Genomic DNA, 15,604 nt, shown 5'->3' on the forward strand with positions numbered 1-15,604 from the left:
TCCATGCCAGGGCCATGGTGTCCGGATCAAGTCCGGCCGCGGATCAGGCGGGGACCGCCGCCAGGAGACCGATGAGGGCGGCGATCTCGGCCGCCTGCTGGGCGGCACCGACCACGTCGCCGCTCTGCCCGCCGATCATCCGTCGCGCCAGGGCGGTGACCGCGAGGGACGCGCCGAGGCCGAGGCCGAGCATCAGGACGAGGCCGGGCACCGGAAGGCCGAGGACCAGGGCCACCAGGGCGACGAGGAGGGTGAGGGCCCCGGCGGTGGCCAGGGTCCGCCGGCTCGGACGTCCCACGGCGGCGCCGGCGCCGTCCGCACGGGCGGGCGGCAGCAGGGCGAGGGGCGCCAGGGCGGCGCTGCGCGAGAGCGCGGCGGCCAGCAGCAGGGCCGGCGCCGCCAGGAGCTCGACCCGGTCGAGGAGCGTCGCCAGGGCGCCGATCCGCAGGGCCAGGGACAGCATCAGGGCGACGCCGCCATAGGCGCCGATGCGGCTGTCGCGCATGATCTCCAGGCGCCGGGCGGGCGTGGTCCCGCCGCCGAATCCGTCGGCGACGTCGGCGAGGCCGTCCTCGTGCAGGGCCCCCGTCACCAGGACGCCCGCCGTCACCGCGAGGGCGGCGGCGAGGAAGGGCCCGAGGCCGAGGCCCCAGGCGGCGAGCAGCATCCCGGCTCCGGGCAGGCCGAGGAGGAAGCCCGCCAGGGGCAGCATCCGGGGGAGGGTGCGGAAGTCCGGGACCGCGTGCGGGTCGCCCTCGCCGGGCAGCGCCGGCACGGGCAGGCGGGAGTAGAAGCGCAGGCAGCCCGCCAGGTCGTAGGCCAGGCGGGCCCCCGGAAAGGCGGGTTCGGCCTCCTCGTTCATCGCGACCCTGCCTCGCCTTCACCACCCGTGCCCGGAGCGTTATAGCTCCCGCGACGGGCGGCCCGCCATCCTGGCACCGGGGCCGGCCACCGGAATCGCTCCATGACCTCCGAGACGACCGCCCCCGAGAGCCCCTTCGGCGACATCCGCCGCCTCGTCGAATCCCTGCCGGGGCCGGACCGGGACGCGGTGGCGATGGTGGCCGAGCGCGACGCCACCCTGACCAAGCCCGCCGGCTCCCTGGGGCGCCTGGAACATCTCGTCTCCTGGCTCGCCGCCTGGCAGGGCAAGGGCCAGCCGAGCCTCGACCGTCCCCTCGTCTGCGTCTTCGCCGGCAGCCACGGCGTCACCGCCCGGGGCGTCTCGGCCTTCCCGGATGCGGTGAACCGCCAGATGCTCGACAACTTCGCGGCCGGCGGCGGGGCGATCAACCAGATCTGCGCCGCCTACGGCCTGGGCTTCAAGGTGTTCGACCTCGCCATCGACATGCCCACGGGCGACATCACGGTCGGGCCGGCCTTCGACGAGAAGGCCTGCGTCGCCACCATGGCGTTCGGGATGGAGGCGGTGGCCGCCGGGACCGATTGCCTGGCGCTCGGCGAGATGGGCATCGGCAACACCACCGTGGCGGCGGCGATCTACGCGGCCCTCTACGGGGGAGAGGCCGCCCATTGGGTCGGGCGCGGAACCGGCGTCGACGCGGCGGGGCTCGCCCGCAAGGTCGCGGCCGTGGAGGCGGCCCTCGCCCAGCATGCCGGCCACCTCGACGATCCCCTGGAGATCCTGGCGCGCCTCGGCGGCCGCGAGATCGCCGCCATGGCGGGGGCGATCCTGGCGGCCCGCCTGCAGCGGGTGCCGGTGGTGCTCGACGGCTATGTGGCGACCGCCGCCGCCGCGCTCCTGCACCGGCTCGACCCGACGCTCCTCGACCATTGCCTCGCCGGGCACGTCTCGGCGGAGGGGGCGCATGCGGACGTGCTGGAGCGCCTGGGCCTCGTGCCGCTGCTGGCCCTCGGGATGCGCCTCGGCGAGGCCTCCGGCGCGGCTCTGGCCCTGGGCCTCCTCAAGGGCGCGCTCGCCTGCCACCGGGACATGGCGACCTTCGCCCAGGCCGGGGTCTCGGAGCGCAGCGCGGGCTGACGCCCTCAGGCGGCCCGGGCACGCTTCTCGGCGGGGGCGGCCTGGGATTCCCCCGGCACTTCCAGCGCCGGCAGGGTCTCCATCACGCGGCTCGCGGGGAAGATCACCACGACCTCGGTGCCCTCGCGCGGCTTCGACTTCAGCTGGAAGTTGCCGCCGTGCAGGTCGACGAGGCCCTTCACGATGGGCAGGCCGAGACCCGAGCCCTGCTCGGCCGTCTTGATCGCCAGCGACCCGCGTCCGAAGGACGACATCACGGTGCCGATCTCGTCCTCGGGGATGCCGGGGCCGCTGTCCTTCACGCTGACGTACTGGCCCCCGGACGAGGTCCAGCCGACCTTGATGGTGATCTCGCCCCCCGGCGGCGTGAACTTCACCGCGTTCGAGAGGAGGTTCAGCACGATCTGGCGCAGGGCCCGTTCGTCGGCCCAGAGCCGGGGCAGGCTGCCGTCGATGAACTCGTGGACGACCTGGTTCTTGCCGCGGGCGCGCAGGCCCATCATGTGGCGGCACTCCTCCACGGCGTGGCCGAGCTGAACCGCCTCCTCATTGAGCTCGTAGCGCCCGGCCTCGATGCGCGAGAGGTCGAGGATCTCGTTGATCAGGTTGAGGAGGTGCATCCCGCTGTCGTGGATGTCGGAGGCGTATTCCTTGTACGAGGGCGCGACGTGGACGCCGAACACCTCGTTCTTCATCACCTCGGAGAAGCCCAGGATGGCGTTGAGCGGCGTGCGCAGCTCGTGGCTCATGGTGGCCAGGAAGCGGGACTTGGCGAGGTTGGCCTCCTCGGCGCGGCGGCGGGCCTCATCGGAATTGGCCTTGGCCTGCTCGAGCTCGCCGAAGATCGAATCCTTCTCCGCCTGGGATTGCAGCGCCTCCACCGTCGAGGCGTAGACGCGGCGCCCGAGGCCGAGGAAGAACAGCTGCGCGCCGACCACCATGGTGACCAGCATCATCGTGTTCATGTCCTGGGACACCGCCAGGAGCGAGAGGGCGGCGATGCACAGGGGCACCAGGGCGGCCCCGGCGGCGGCCGGCAGGGTCGCGGCCAGCATCGTCGCCATGGCGGCCACGATGACGAGGCCGAACAACACGAAGGTCCGCGCCCCGGAGGCGCCGACCAGCACCATCATCGCCCAGGCCGTGCTCTGGAGGAACTCCGCGGCCATGAAGGTGCGGCGCCAGCTCCGCACCGAGACGAGGTCCGGGTCCTGGGCCAGGAAGCGGCGCGTGAGCAGCTTGGAGACCGTCACCGTCGCCAGGAGGCACAGCCCCCAGCCCGCCGCGAGGGCCGGCGGGGTCCAGACCGCCGCGATCCCCGCCACCGCGAGGCCGAGCAGCGCCAGGGGGATGACCGCGCCCGATCGGTACTGCGCGTAGACCCGGATCAGCTCGTAGTCAAAGGCACGTTCCAGCCCGCTCGTCGAGGTGAGCTTCTCCCGCGCCGATCGCATGTCGCGCGCCACCTCGCGTCGACGGGCCGCCTCCTGGGCGGAGGGGCCGCGGCCGCGCTGAATCATCTCGGCAGTCAGGTCGGTCATCACCGTCGCGAGGAGTCGGAGGGGGCGTCGCGGTCGAGATCGGGACCGCGGAGAGGCCGGGATACAACCGCTCGGAACCTGCGCCGGATATGTTAAGAAGCGCCTGCCGGAACCGGGCGGATTGTCGGAATCCGCATCACGGCGGCGGCCTGTGAACAGGATTCCGGCAAGGATTTCAGGGGCGCGTGGCCACGGCGCGGCGATGGAATGCGGTCTGCCAGGGTGTGCTGCCGCACATGGTTACGATCAAGCAACGCTTAGCCTCGTTCCAAACTGCGATCGGGAGGCCGAGATGCTGAAACTCACCGTCAACGGGGTCTCCCACGAGGTCGATGCCGACCCGGAGATGCCGCTCCTCTGGGCGCTGCGCGACCACCTCAACCAGACCGGCACCAAGTACGGCTGCGGCATCGCCCAGTGCGGCGCCTGCACGGTCCATCTCGACGGCCAGCCCGTCCGCGCCTGCCAGACCCGCATCGGCGATGTGGGCGCGGCCCAGATCACCACCATCGAGGGCGTCTCCGGCAAGGTCGCCGAAGCGGTGCGCACCGCCTGGCGCGGCCTCGACGTGGTCCAGTGCGGCTACTGCCAGTCCGGCCAGATCATGTCGGCGATCGGCCTCCTGTCCGGGAACCCGAAGCCCACCGATGCCGACATCGACGGGGCCATGGACGGCAACGTCTGCCGCTGCGGCACCTACCAGCGCATCCGCGCGGCGATCCACGAGGCGGCGCGAACCCTCGCCTGAGCCTCAGGCCCGCCGCGACCCCGAATTCCCGATCTTTCCGACTCTCGCGTCTGAACTGGAGCCCCCCATGCTGAAGGTCCGTCAGGCCGCCCCGCCCGTGCCGTCCCGCCGCGCCTTCCTGGGCGGAGGCGCCGTGGCCGCCGGGGCCCTCGTCATCGGCTTCACCCTCGACCCGGCGAAGTTCGCCCAGGCCGCCCCCGGCCCCGACCTCTCGGCCCTGCCGCCGATGCCGAACGCCTTCGTGCGGATCGCCGCCGACGACACCGTGACGGTGGTGATCAAGCACCTCGACATGGGCCAGGGCAATACCACCGGCCTCGCCACCATCCTGGCCGACGAGCTCGATGCGGACTGGGCCACCATCCGCACCACCTTCGCGCCGGCCGACGCCACGCTCTACAACAACTTCGCCTTCGGCCCCGTCCAGGGCACCGGCGGCTCCACCGCCATCGCCAATTCCTGGGTCCAGCTGCGCAAGGCGGGGGCGGCCGCCCGCGCCATGCTGGTGGCGGCGGCCGCCGAGCGCTGGACGGTCCCGGCCTCCGAGATCACGGTGGAATCCGGCACGGTGCGCCACGCGGCCTCGAACCGGCAGGCCCGGTTCGGCGAACTCGCGGAAGCCGCCGCGGCCCAGCCGGTGCCGAAGGAACCGCGCCTCAAGGAGGCGAGCCAGTTCACCCTCATCGGCAAGAAGGTGCCGCGGACCGATTCGGTGGCCAAGACCGACGGCACGGCGATCTACTCCCTCGACATCCGCCGCCCCGGGCAGCTGACCGCGGTGGTGGCCCATGCGCCCCGCTTCGGCGGCACCGTGAAGACCGTCGACGACAAGGCCGCCCGCGCGGTGGCGGGCGTGGTCGACGTGCTCACGATCCCCACCGGCGTCGCGGTGCTGGCGCGTGACACCTGGTCGGCCATGAAGGGCCGCGAGGCGCTCAAGATCACCTGGGACGACAGCGCGGCCGAGACCCGCTCGTCCGACGCGATCCTGGCCGATCACCGCAAGCGCCTGGAGACGCCGGGCCTCGTCGCGTCCAAGAAGGGCGATGCCGCCGGCGCGATCGCCGGGTCGGCCAAGGTGCTGGAGGCCGAGTTCACCTTCCCCTACCTCGCCCACGCGGCGATGGAGCCCCTGAACGCCACCATCGAGAAGGCCTCGGACGGCACCTACGACGTCTTCGCCGGCTGCCAGCTCCAGACGATCGAGCAGGCCGTGGTGGCGGCCACGCTCGGGGTGACCACCGACAAGGTCCGGCTGCACACGCAATGGGCCGGCGGCTCCTTCGGCCGGCGCGCGACCCCGGGCGCCGACTACTTCGCCGAGACCGCCTCCATCGTCCGCGCCACCGGCGGCAAGGCTCCCGTCCACCTCGTCTGGACCCGCGAGGACGACATGGCCGGCGGCTTCTACCGGCCGATGGTGGTCCACCGCCTCCGCGCCGGCCTCGACGCCAAGGGCGGGATCACGGGCTGGGAGCACCGGACCATCGGCAAGTCGATCATGATCGGCACCGCCTTCGAGACCATGATCGTGAAGGACGGCGTCGACGCGACCACGGTGGAGGGCGCCTCGGACACCCCCTACGCGCTGCCCGCCTACCGCTTCGAGGTCCACAACGCCCGCGAGGGCGTGCCGGTGCTGTGGTGGCGCTCGGTGGGCCACACCCACACCGCCCAGGCGATGGAGGTGTTCATCGACGAGCTCGCCCACGCGGCCGGCGCCGATCCCGTCGCCTACCGCCTCGGGCTGCTGGGGGGCGCGCCGCGCCTCTCCGCCACCCTGAAGCTCGCCGCCGAGAAGGCCGGCTGGGATCCGAAGAAGGGCGCCGACAAGAATCGCGGCCTCGGCGTCGCGGCGCACGAATCCTTCGGCTCCTACGTGGCCATGGTGGCGGACGTGACGGCCGAGGACGCCAAGGTGAAGGTGAACCGCATCGTGGCGGCGGTGGATGTCGGCATCGCGGTCAACCCGGACGTGATCCGCGCCCAGGTCGAGGGCGCCGTGGGTTTCGCCCTGTCCTCGGTCCTGCGCAACAAGATCACGCTCAAGGACGGCGTGGTGCAGGAGAAGAACTTCGACGCCTACGAGCCGACCCGGATGAGCGAGATGCCGGTGGTCGAGGTCCACATCGTGCCCTCCACCGCGGCGCCCACCGGCATCGGCGAGCCCGGCGTGCCCGTCATCGCCCCGGCGATCTCGAACGCGATCTTCGCCGCCACCGGCCAGCGCCTGCGCTCGCTGCCCCTCGACCTCAGCGGCCTGAAGGGGGCCTGAGCCGGCGCGACGACACGGGCCCTCGCCCGCGGCTCCGGCGCCGCCTATCTCGGAGGGCATCATGCTCTCCGAGATCAAGCCCACCGAGACGCCCTTCGACGCCACCGTGGCGCGCCTGCGCGCCTGCCGGATCTGCCGGGATGCGCCGCGCTACGGCGCGCCCCTGCCGCAGGAGCCGCGCCCCATCGTCCAGGGCCTGGCCTCGGCCCGGCTCTGCGTCGCGAGCCAGGCGCCCGGCAACCGGGCCGACAAGAGCGGCATCCCCTTCATGGATCCCTCGGGCACCCGCCTGCGGGACTGGCTCGGCCTCGACGAAGCGGCCTTCTACGACGCGCGCCGCCTTGCCATCGTACCCATGGGGGCCTGCTTTCCCGGCTACGACGCGAAGGGGGGCGACAAACCCCCGCGCCGGGAATGCGCCGAGCGCTGGCGGGACGAGCTGTTCGCCGGCCTGCCGAACCTCGAACTCATCCTGGTGATCGGGCAATACGCGCAGGCTTGGCATCTCGGCCGCGCCAAGGCCGGGCTCACCGACACGGTGCGGCGCTGGCGCGAGATCCTGGCGAGCCCCGGCACGCCGCGGGTTCTGCCGCTGCCCCATCCCTCCTGGCGCAACAGCGGCTGGCTCAAGGCCAATCCCTGGTACGAGGCCGAGCTGCTGCCGGTCCTGAAGGCCGAGGTGTCGCGAGCGATGGCGCCCCGTTGACGGCGTTCCCCCCGGCGGGATCGCCCGTTGACAGGAACGGCCCTGCGCGGGATCGCTCGCGGCGGAACCGGAGAGCCCCATGACCGCATTGCTGGACCCGCGCGACCGCCTGATCGTCGCCCTCGACGTGGGCACCGTGGACGAGGCCGAACGTCTGGTCGACCGGATCGGCGATGCGGCGACCTTCTACAAGATCGGCTACCGGCTGGCCTATGCGGGCGGGCTCGCCCTGGTGCCGCGCCTCGCCGCCGCCGGCCACAAGGTCTTCCTCGACCTCAAGCTCCATGACATCGGCAACACCGTGGAGGAAGGGGTCCGGGCCCTCACCGACCTCGGCGCCACCTTCCTCACCGTCCACGCCTATCCGCAGACCATGCGGGCGGCGATCCGGGGCCGGGGTGCGAACGGCCCCCGGATCCTCGCCGTCACGGTGCTGACCTCCTACGACGATGCCGATGCGGTGGAGGCGGGCTATGCCCTGCCGGTGGCGGACCTCGTGGCCCGGCGCGCCGGCCAGGCGGCGGAGGCCGGGATCGACGGCATCGTCTGCAGCGCCGCCGAGGCCCCGGCGGTGCGCGCCCGGATCGGGGCGGACCGCGCCATCGTCACCCCCGGCATCCGGCCGGCGGGCGCCGAGGCGGGCGACCAGAAGCGCGTCATGACGCCCGGCGAGGCGCGCCGGATCGGGATCGATCACGTCGTGGTGGGGCGTCCCATCACCCAGGCGGCGGACCCCCGCGCGGTGGCGCAGGGCATCGTCGCGGAGATGCGATAGGGGTTCAGCTCCTGGCGCGCAGGCTTCCCAGCAGGAAGGCGATCATCGCGTCGAGGGGCGGGGCACCGGCGTCCGGGTAATGGCTGACCAGGGCGGGATGGCAGTAGCGGATGACGGCGGTATGGATGCAGGCCGCCGCGGTCGACGGATCGGCGACGTCGAACTCGCCGGCCGCCACCCCCGCCTGGACGAGTTCGCGCAGGACCGAGCCGATCTGGTCCACATGGGCGCGGCAGACGTCCCAGCTCTCGGTGATGGCCGCTTCCACCATCTCGTGGAGGCGCGGGTTCGCTTCGCAACGCTCGACGCAGGCCTGGTGCATGACCGTGACGACCCCGGCGATCCGCGCGGCGGCGGTCCGGTCCGGCGCGGCGGCGGCCTGGGCCACCCGCTGCTCCGTGTCGTCCATCAGGCGCTTGATGACGGCCTCGTGGATCGCCTTCTTCGACTCGAAGAAGCGGTACACGTTGGCTGGGCTCATCCGAAGCGTCTTGGCGATGTCGGCGACGGTGGTCTTCTGGTAGCCGACGAGCCGGAACGCCTCTTCGGCCGTCGCGAGAATGCGGCAGCGCGTGGTGGGGGCCGCTTCGTCGGGGATGTCGCGGACGAGGGCCGCTGTACGGGTCATGGCGTTTAACTAGGCTGTTGCCACGCTGGCGTCAAAAACACGCCGCGCCCTACCGTCCCTCGCCGATGGCCTGCCGACGCACGACGCGGCCCGGCACCGCGCCGGACAGTTTCGGGCTGGAACCGGATCGGAACGGATCAGGATCCGAACTGCGAGCCCAGCTGTTCCAGGTACTCGGCCAGATCGACGCCGCCGATCCGCTTGCCGTAGTCGAAGCGCATGCCCTGGCGGATGTCGACGCTGCTGCTCTTGGTCGTCAACGTGAAGGGCTTCACGCAGACCCAGGCGCCGTCGCGCCGATGTTCGAAGAAATTCAAGATCTCATGCTTGGCCATGAGGGCCTCCCCGGCTGTCTCACCAGACAACGGGCCGGCACGGGAACGGTTGCGCTCCCGGTTAACGAAGTTCGAGCTTGACCGTTAGCTTTGGGCGTCCCCGCGCCGCACTGTCCGATGGTGCGCCGCAGCTATCCTGGTCTTGCGGAGATTGCCGCCGGGTCCGTGGCCGCGGGGGGGATGGCCTCCCGGCGTCACGGAGCCCGGGCGCTCCGGGATCAGGCGGCGCTCTTCAGCGCGCCCGTGCTGTCGTGAAAATCCGGGCCGTTGGTCGTCCGGGTCACGTAGCCGTCGCGGATCAGGTAATCGCCGAACCGTTCGCCGGCCTGCTTGTTCCGGGCATAGGCGGCGAAGAGCGGGTCGAGGAGGGTCTTGATCTCGGAGGCGGTGACATCCTCGGCGTAGAGCTTGCCGAGGCGCGAGCCGTCGAAGGCCGCCCCGAGATAGAGGTGGTAGCGCTCGGGCCCGCGGCCGACGAGGCCGATCTCCGCGATGAACGGCCGGGCGCAGCCGTTGGGGCAGCCGGTCATCCGGATGGTGATCTCGTCGTCCTGCAGGCCGTGGGAGGCGAGGCTCGCCTCCAGCTCGTCCATCAGGCTCGGCAGGTAGCGCTCGCTCTCGGCCAGGGCCAGGCCGCAGGTCGGCAGGGCGACGCAGGCCATGGAGTTGCGGCGCAGGGCGCTGGCGCCCTTCAGCATGCCGTACTGGTCCACCAGGGCCTCGATCTCCGCCCGCTTCTCGGACGGCACGTTGGCGATGATGACGTTCTGGTTGCCGGTGAGGCGGAAGTCGCCTTCGTGGATCTCGGCGATCCGGCGCAGGCCGGTGAGCAGCTGCGGGCCGTTCTCGTAGTCCTTGATCCGGCCCGAGGCGACGTAGAGCGTGAGGTGGTGGCGCCCGTCGTCGCCCTCGGTCCAGCCGTAGCGGTCGCCGTTGGCCGTGAAGGCGAAGGGCTTCGGGTCGGCGAGCGGCTTGCCGACGCGCGTCTCCACCTCGGCCCGGAACGCGGCGAGCCCGTAGCGCTCGATGGTGTACTTCAGGCGGGCGTTCTTGCGGACCTTGCGGTTGCCCCAGTCGCGCTGCACCGTCATCACGGCTTCCGCCACCTTCAGGGCATCCTCCGGCGCCACGAAGCACATCACGTCGGCGGTGCGCGGAAAGGTGTCGGTCTCGCCGTGGGTCATGCCCATGCCGCCGCCCACCGTGACGTTCCAGCCCGTCACCCCGCCCTTCTCGTCGAGGATGGCGATGAAGCCGAGATCGTGGGCGAAGATGTCGACCTCGTTGGAGGGCGGCACGGCGACCACGGTCTTGAACTTCCGGGGCAGGTAGGTCTTGCCGTAGATCGGCTCGATCTCCGCCGCGTCCTCGCCGCCGACCACGCGCTCGCCGTCGAGCCAGATCTCGCGCCAGGCGCTGGTCTTGGGCAGGAGCGAGTCCGAGATGTCCTTGGCGAGCTGGTAGGCGGCCTTGTGGGCGCCGGTCTGGGCCGGGTTGGTCGCCGCCATCACGTTGCGGTTGACGTCACCGCAGGCCGCGATGGTGTCGAGGAGCGTCGCGTCGATGGCCGCCATCGTGCGCTTCAGGTTCGACTTGATGACGCCGTGGTACTGGAAGGTCTGGCGCGTGGTCGCCCGGAGCGCCCCGCCCGCATAGGTCGTGGCGATCTCGTCCAGCGCCAGCCACTGCTTCGGGGTGACGACGCCGCCGGCGATGCGCAGGCGGATCATGAAGCTGTAGGCCTTCTCGAGCTTCTTCTTGGTGCGCTCGGCCCGGATGTCGCGGTCGTCCTGCAGGTACATCCCGTGGAACTTCACGAGCTGACCGTCATCCTCGGAGATGGCGCCGGTGGCGTGCTTGAGGAGGCCGTCCGCCAGTGTGCCGCGCAGGTAGCCGCTGGCGATCTTGATGTGTTCGTTGGCGGCCAGGCCCGCGGCGCGCGCCGCTTCCGCTTCCGAGATCGGGCGGTCGGTGGGCGGGGTCTCGTAGGTGCGGGTGGTGGTCTTGTCGGCCATGGCGGGCATCCGGTTCGGGAACTCTCCTCCCCCCTGTGGGGAGGAGTTGGAGGTGGGGGTGGTGCAGGAGGCACCGCGAGCGCTCGATCCTGTGCCACCCCCACCCTTGGTCCCTCCCCACAAGGGGGAGGGAGGGGTCTCAGTAGACGTCCTGCTGGTAGCGGTGGGCGCGCTCCAGGGCGGCGACGGCGGCCTCGGCCTCGGCGGGGCTGAGGGCCTTCACGTCCTGGAAGGCCTTCACCACGGCGTTGCGCACGTCCTTGGCCATCCGGGTGGCATCGCCGCAGACGTAGAAGCTGGCGCCGCCGTCGAGCCAGGCAACGACCTCCTTGGCGTGCTGGGCGATCCGGTCCTGCACGTAGACCTTCTCGGGCTGGTCGCGCGAGAAGGCCACGTCGATCTGCGACAGCGACCCGTCCTCCAGGGCCTCCTGCCACTCGAGCTGGTACAGGAAGTCGTGGGTGAAGTGCCGGTCGCCGAAGAACAGCCACGAGCGGCCGGGCGCTTCGACGGCGCGGCGCTCCTGCACGAAGGCGCGGAACGGCGCGACACCGGTGCCGGGGCCGATCATGATGATGTCGGTGGCCGGGTCCTGCGGCAGGCGGAAGTGCCGGTTGGGCTTCAGCTTCACCCGCAGCTTGGCGCCGTTGCGGATCCGGTCGGCCACGTGGGTCGAGGCGACGCCGCTGCGCGCCCGGCCGTGGGTCTCGTAGCGCACCGCCGCGATCACGAGGTGGACCTCGTCGCCCACCTCCTTGCGCGAGGACGCGATGGAATAGGCCCGCGGCGGCAGGGGCCGGGTGATGGTGGTGAGGTGCTCGGCCGTGACGGTGGCCGGGAAGCTCTGGATGAGGTCGATGAGGTGGCGCCCCTCGATCCAGGCCTTGGCCTCGCCGCTGTCGATGAGTTTCTGCGCCTCGGCATGGCCCGTCGCCTTGACGAAGCGCTCGACGGTGGTGGCCGACAGGGTGGTGATGTCGCGCTCGGCCAGCAGGGCCTGGCGCAGGGCCGCGTCGCCGGACAGGCCGGTGGCCGCCAGGATCTCGTCCACCAGGGCCGGGTCGTTCTCCGGATAGATCTCCAGGGAATCGCCGGGCTCGTAAGCGGGCGCGCCGTCCTCGAATTCGAGGGCGAGGTGGATCGTCTCCTTGTCGGAGCGCGACGAGTTCAGGTTGACGTGGTCGATGACCTCCACGACCCGGGGCTCGCGGCTCGGCTCGGCCTCCTCGTCCTCGTCGCCGGCAGCGCGCGCGGCGAAGTCCACCGCCACGACGTTGTCGGCGCTCGGGGGCGGCGCCAGTGCCTTGAGGGTATCTTTGATCCAGGCGGCGGCCGGCGTCTCGAAATCGAGGTCGAGGTCGGCGCGGTCATGGGCCCGGGTGCCCCCCAGGGCCTCGAAGCGGGCATCGAGCGCCTTCCCGATGGCGCAGAACTCCGCGTAGGAGGTGTCCCCGAGGGACAGCACGCCGAAGGACACGCCCTCGAGGCGCGGCGCACCGTCGGCCATCAGTTCGTTGTAGGCGCGCACGGCCCGGGCCGGCGGCTCGCCTTCGCCCCAGGTCGCCGCGATGGCGACGATGCGCTTCTCCTTGGCGAGGCTGGCGATGTCGAGATCGGCGAAGTCGAGGACCTTCGGCTTGAAGCCGTTCTTGCGGGCGAGCTTGGCCATGTCGCCGGCGAGCTTCTCGGAGTTGCCCGACTCGCTCGCGAACAGGATGGTCAGCGGCTCGGCGGCCTTGGGCGGCGCGGCCGGGACGGTGGCGGCCTGCGGCGCACCGCTGGCGTCGAGGCCGGCGAGGAAGCCCGCGAGCCAGGCCCGCTGAATCGGGGAGGCGGCGCCGAGGACGGCGTCGAGGCTCGCGCGTTCGGTGTCGCCGAAGGGAGCCGTGCGGGGAATGATCGCGTGTCGTGCCATGTGGGAAGCCATGTCGTCCTGAGAGGCCGGCTGTCAACGGGGTTGTCCGTTTTACAGAACGACGTCACGGTAGAAGGAGCTGCCTGCGTGTGCAGGGCAAAAGAGAATTTTATTCCCCGGCCACCACCGACAGCGTCGGCGTGAAGCGTCCGTTGGCGGGCGGGGCCGGAAGGGGCAGGGCGGTGGTGGACTTGACCTTTTCCATCGCGAACCGGGATGTCACGTTCTTGAGGGGCAGAGTCGCGATGAGGTGCTTATAGAACGTATCGTAGGCGCGCATATCGGCGACGACGACGCGGAGCATGTAATCCACGTCGCCGGCCATGCGATAGAACTCGAGCACCTCCGGCATGGCCGAGACGGTCTCGGCGAAGCGTTCCAGCCATTCGCGCGAGTGATCCGCCGTCTCGATGGAGACGAAGACGGTGAGGCCCAGGCCGAGCTTCACCGGATCGAGCACGGCGACGCGCCGATCGATGACGCCGTCCGCCTCCAACCGCTGGATGCGCTTCCAGCAGGGCGTCTGCGACAGGCCGACCTTCTCGCCGATGGTGGCGATGGACAGGGTGGCGTCCTGCTGCAGCAGCGCCAGGATCTTCAGGTCGATCGAATCCAAGCTGGCCTCGCGGGTTCGTGAGACGCGGCGACGTGCTGGTCGGCACATCGTGGCCGCATAATGAGAAGGAATTTCCTTCGTCGAGCAACAGAATGCCCCTGCGGCCCGTTTCGGCAATGGGGGTGCGGCACCGGGGAGTTGCCCGGTATCGATGGCCGCCATGCCTTGACAGCGTTCGTTATAGCGAACATTTCAGGTGCCAGACAAGTCACATCGCCACATTCGCCGCCAAGCCACCTCCACCACGGTACATCGCGAAGTCTCTCATGAGCTCTCAACTGGAACACGCGGCGCGGGACCTCGCGTCCGCGATGGCGGGCCGCGACCTGAAGGCCCGGATCGCCTTGATCGAGGCGACGGTGCCGGGCCGGCTCGTGTTCACCACCAGCCTCGGCATCGAGGACCAGGCGCTCACGCACGCGGTCGCGATGCACAAGGGCCGGACCGAGATCGTCACCCTCGACACCGGGCGGCTCTACCCCGAGACCTACGACACCTGGACCGAGACCGAATCGGCCTACGGCATCCGCATCCGCGCCTATGCGCCCGAGCGCGAGGCCGAGGAGCGCTTCGTGGCCGAGTCCGGCATCAACGGGTTCCGCCACTCGGTCGCCGCCCGGCAGGCCTGCTGCGGCTTCCGCAAGGTCGAGCCCCTGGGCCGGGCCCTCGCAGGGGCCGCCGGCTGGCTCACGGGCCTGCGGGCCGGGCAGTCGGCCAACCGGGCCGACACGCCCCTGGCCGAGGCCGACGAGGGGCGCGGCCTCCTGAAGATCAACCCCCTGGCCGACTGGTCCCGCGCCGACGTCGAGCGCTTCGTCGCGGACAATTACGTGCCCTACAACGTGCTGCACGATCGCGGCTTCCCCTCCATCGGCTGCGCGCCCTGCACCCGGGCGATCCGCGTCGGCGAGGACGAGCGCGCCGGCCGCTGGTGGTGGGAACAGGCGTCCAAGAAGGAATGCGGCTTGCACGTCCACGCCCCCGAAGAGCAGCCACCCGACGAGCGATCGCCCGAACGGAATGTCGCGCCCGGCCAGGAAGCGGCCGCCTTCGAAACGACCCGAACCTCGAACGCCCTGGAGATGGCCCGATGAGCGCCGCCCCCCTCACCACCCACGCGGCCACCGCCCAAGGGGCGAGCCGGCCCGCCCGGCTCACCCACCTGCAGCGCCTGGAGGCCGAGAGCATCCACATCATGCGGGAGACGGTCGCCGAGACCGAGAACCCGGTGATGCTCTATTCCATCGGCAAGGATTCCTCGGTGCTGCTGCACCTGGCGCTGAAGGCCTTCGCGCCGGGGCGCCTGCCGTTCCCGCTGATGCACATCGACACCACCTGGAAGTTCAAGGAGATGATCGCCTTCCGCGACCAGCGCGCGAAGGAACTCGGCCTCGACCTCATCGTGCACACCAACCAGGACGGTCTCGCCCGCGGCATCGGTCCGGTGAGCCACGGCTCGGAGGTGCACACCGACGTGATGAAGACCCAGGCCCTGCGCCAGGCCCTGGACAAGCACAAGTTCGACGCGGCCTTCGGCGGCGCGCGGCGCGACGAGGAGGCCTCGCGCGCCAAGGAGCGCATCGTTTCCCTGCGCACGGCGCAGCACCGCTGGGACCCGAAGCGCCAGCGCGCCGAGCCCTGGCACCTCTACAACATGCGCAAGAAGCGCGGTGAGTCGCTGCGCGTGTTCCCGCTCTCGAATTGGACCGAGCTCGACGTCTGGCTCTACATCGAGCAGGAGCAGATCCCGATCGTGCCGCTCTACTTCGCCAAGCCCCGCCCGGTGGTGGAGCGCGAGGGCCAGCTCATCATGGTCGACGACGACCGGCTGCCGCTGAACCCCGGCGAGACGCCTCAGGAGGTGTCGGTCCGTTTCCGGACGCTGGGCGACTATCCCCTGACCGGTGCCGTCGAGAGCGGCGCCGCGACCCTGCCGGAGATCATCGGCGAGACCCTGGCCGCCCGCACCTCGGAGCGCCAGGGCCGGGTCATCGACAAGGACGGCGCGGGCGCCATGGAGCGGAAGAAGCAGGAGGGCTATTTCTAAG

14 protein-coding genes are annotated in these 15,604 nt (G+C 71.1%); 7 read left to right on the plus strand and 7 right to left on the minus strand.

Translation table 11 applies throughout. The features are described 5' to 3' along the window. Positions 1–43: 43 nt before the first annotated feature. Positions 44–862 carry an adenosylcobinamide-GDP ribazoletransferase gene (gene cobS, locus ASG51_RS03175; protein WP_056379059.1) on the minus strand — a complete coding sequence of 273 codons (819 nt, stop codon included), beginning with the start codon at positions 860–862 and terminating at the stop codon, positions 44–46. Positions 863–964: 102 nt separating this feature from the next. Between cobS and cobT the strand changes: the two genes are divergently transcribed. Further along, positions 965–2,002 carry a nicotinate-nucleotide--dimethylbenzimidazole phosphoribosyltransferase gene (gene cobT / locus ASG51_RS03180; RefSeq protein WP_056212212.1) on the plus strand — a complete coding sequence of 346 codons (1,038 nt, stop codon included), beginning with the start codon at positions 965–967 and terminating at the stop codon, positions 2,000–2,002. Positions 2,003–2,007: 5 nt separating this feature from the next. On the opposite strand, the gene ASG51_RS03185 is transcribed toward cobT, so the two are convergent. Further along, positions 2,008–3,543 carry a HAMP domain-containing sensor histidine kinase gene (locus ASG51_RS03185; protein WP_056278104.1) on the minus strand — a complete coding sequence of 512 codons (1,536 nt, stop codon included), beginning with the start codon at positions 3,541–3,543 and terminating at the stop codon, positions 2,008–2,010. Positions 3,544–3,835: 292 nt separating this feature from the next. Here ASG51_RS03185 and ASG51_RS03190 point away from each other — a divergent pair, with 292 nt between their 5' ends. The 4 genes from ASG51_RS03190 to pyrF all read left to right on the plus strand — a co-directional run bounded on the left by ASG51_RS03190 (position 3,836) and on the right by pyrF (position 8,047). Continuing rightward, positions 3,836–4,291 carry a (2Fe-2S)-binding protein gene (locus ASG51_RS03190; RefSeq protein ID WP_056212209.1) on the plus strand — a complete coding sequence of 152 codons (456 nt, stop codon included), beginning with the start codon at positions 3,836–3,838 and terminating at the stop codon, positions 4,289–4,291. A 67-nt stretch (positions 4,292–4,358) separates the two neighbouring features. Next, positions 4,359–6,566, plus strand: coding sequence for a xanthine dehydrogenase family protein molybdopterin-binding subunit (locus ASG51_RS03195; RefSeq protein ID WP_056379061.1), 2,208 nt, complete (start codon positions 4,359–4,361; stop codon positions 6,564–6,566). A 61-nt stretch (positions 6,567–6,627) separates the two neighbouring features. Continuing rightward, positions 6,628–7,272 (plus strand): uracil-DNA glycosylase family protein, encoded by a 645-nt coding sequence (locus tag ASG51_RS03200; RefSeq protein ID WP_056379063.1) that lies wholly within the window; start codon positions 6,628–6,630, stop codon positions 7,270–7,272. Positions 7,273–7,351: 79 nt separating this feature from the next. Beyond that, entirely contained in the window at positions 7,352–8,047 is a 696-nt protein-coding gene (gene pyrF, locus ASG51_RS03205) for an orotidine-5'-phosphate decarboxylase (RefSeq protein ID WP_056354867.1), read from the plus strand. 4 nt (positions 8,048–8,051) lie between these two features. Here pyrF and ASG51_RS03210 read toward each other — a convergent pair whose 3' ends face one another. From ASG51_RS03210 to ASG51_RS03230, 5 genes are all read right to left on the minus strand, one after another. After that, positions 8,052–8,675, minus strand: coding sequence for a TetR family transcriptional regulator (locus tag ASG51_RS03210; RefSeq protein ID WP_056379065.1), 624 nt, complete (start codon positions 8,673–8,675; stop codon positions 8,052–8,054). Between the two features lie 137 nt (positions 8,676–8,812). Beyond that, positions 8,813–9,010, minus strand: a complete 198-nt coding sequence (locus ASG51_RS03215) for a hypothetical protein (protein WP_055956893.1) — start codon at positions 9,008–9,010, stop codon at positions 8,813–8,815. Between the two features lie 218 nt (positions 9,011–9,228). After that, entirely contained in the window at positions 9,229–11,025 is a 1,797-nt protein-coding gene (locus tag ASG51_RS03220; RefSeq protein ID WP_082504676.1) for an NADPH-dependent assimilatory sulfite reductase hemoprotein subunit, read from the minus strand. A 139-nt stretch (positions 11,026–11,164) separates the two neighbouring features. Beyond that, a complete protein-coding gene (locus tag ASG51_RS03225; protein ID WP_056379069.1) occupies positions 11,165–12,940 on the minus strand; it encodes a flavodoxin domain-containing protein in 1,776 nt (591 codons plus the stop codon). Positions 12,941–13,049: 109 nt separating this feature from the next. Next, complete coding sequence (locus ASG51_RS03230) at positions 13,050–13,556, minus strand: Lrp/AsnC family transcriptional regulator (RefSeq protein WP_056212195.1); 507 nt, start codon at positions 13,554–13,556, stop codon at positions 13,050–13,052. 266 nt (positions 13,557–13,822) lie between these two features. Here ASG51_RS03230 and ASG51_RS03235 point away from each other — a divergent pair, with 266 nt between their 5' ends. Together ASG51_RS03235 and cysD are read left to right on the plus strand one after the other, a co-directional pair. Further along, positions 13,823–14,650, plus strand: a complete 828-nt coding sequence (locus ASG51_RS03235; RefSeq protein ID WP_056212193.1) for a phosphoadenylyl-sulfate reductase — start codon at positions 13,823–13,825, stop codon at positions 14,648–14,650. Continuing rightward, entirely contained in the window at positions 14,647–15,603 is a 957-nt protein-coding gene (gene cysD / locus ASG51_RS03240) for a sulfate adenylyltransferase subunit CysD (protein WP_056379072.1), read from the plus strand. The genes ASG51_RS03235 and cysD overlap by 4 nt, the downstream gene beginning before the upstream one ends. The last annotated feature ends 1 nt before the right edge of the window (position 15,604 follow it).

The organism is Methylobacterium sp. Leaf465 (genome assembly GCF_001424705.1).
GTDB lineage: Bacteria > Pseudomonadota > Alphaproteobacteria > Rhizobiales > Beijerinckiaceae > Methylobacterium.

Bases quoted from the DNA above. Each gene is read 5' to 3' on its own strand.
- cobS (WP_056379059.1), bottom strand. From the start codon at position 862: ATGAACGAGGAGGCCGAACCCGCCTTTCCGGGGGCCCGCCTGGCCTAC.
- cobT (WP_056212212.1), top strand. From the start codon at position 965: ATGACCTCCGAGACGACCGCCCCCGAGAGCCCCTTCGGCGACATCCGC.
- ASG51_RS03185 (WP_056278104.1), bottom strand. From the start codon at position 3,543: ATGACCGACCTGACTGCCGAGATGATTCAGCGCGGCCGCGGCCCCTCC.
- ASG51_RS03190 (WP_056212209.1), top strand. From the start codon at position 3,836: ATGCTGAAACTCACCGTCAACGGGGTCTCCCACGAGGTCGATGCCGAC.
- ASG51_RS03195 (WP_056379061.1), top strand. From the start codon at position 4,359: ATGCTGAAGGTCCGTCAGGCCGCCCCGCCCGTGCCGTCCCGCCGCGCC.
- ASG51_RS03200 (WP_056379063.1), top strand. From the start codon at position 6,628: ATGCTCTCCGAGATCAAGCCCACCGAGACGCCCTTCGACGCCACCGTG.
- pyrF (WP_056354867.1), top strand. From the start codon at position 7,352: ATGACCGCATTGCTGGACCCGCGCGACCGCCTGATCGTCGCCCTCGAC.
- ASG51_RS03210 (WP_056379065.1), bottom strand. From the start codon at position 8,675: ATGACCCGTACAGCGGCCCTCGTCCGCGACATCCCCGACGAAGCGGCC.
- ASG51_RS03215 (WP_055956893.1), bottom strand. From the start codon at position 9,010: ATGGCCAAGCATGAGATCTTGAATTTCTTCGAACATCGGCGCGACGGC.
- ASG51_RS03220 (WP_082504676.1), bottom strand. From the start codon at position 11,025: ATGGCCGACAAGACCACCACCCGCACCTACGAGACCCCGCCCACCGAC.
- ASG51_RS03225 (WP_056379069.1), bottom strand. From the start codon at position 12,940: ATGGCACGACACGCGATCATTCCCCGCACGGCTCCCTTCGGCGACACC.
- ASG51_RS03235 (WP_056212193.1), top strand. From the start codon at position 13,823: ATGAGCTCTCAACTGGAACACGCGGCGCGGGACCTCGCGTCCGCGATG.
- cysD (WP_056379072.1), top strand. From the start codon at position 14,647: ATGAGCGCCGCCCCCCTCACCACCCACGCGGCCACCGCCCAAGGGGCG.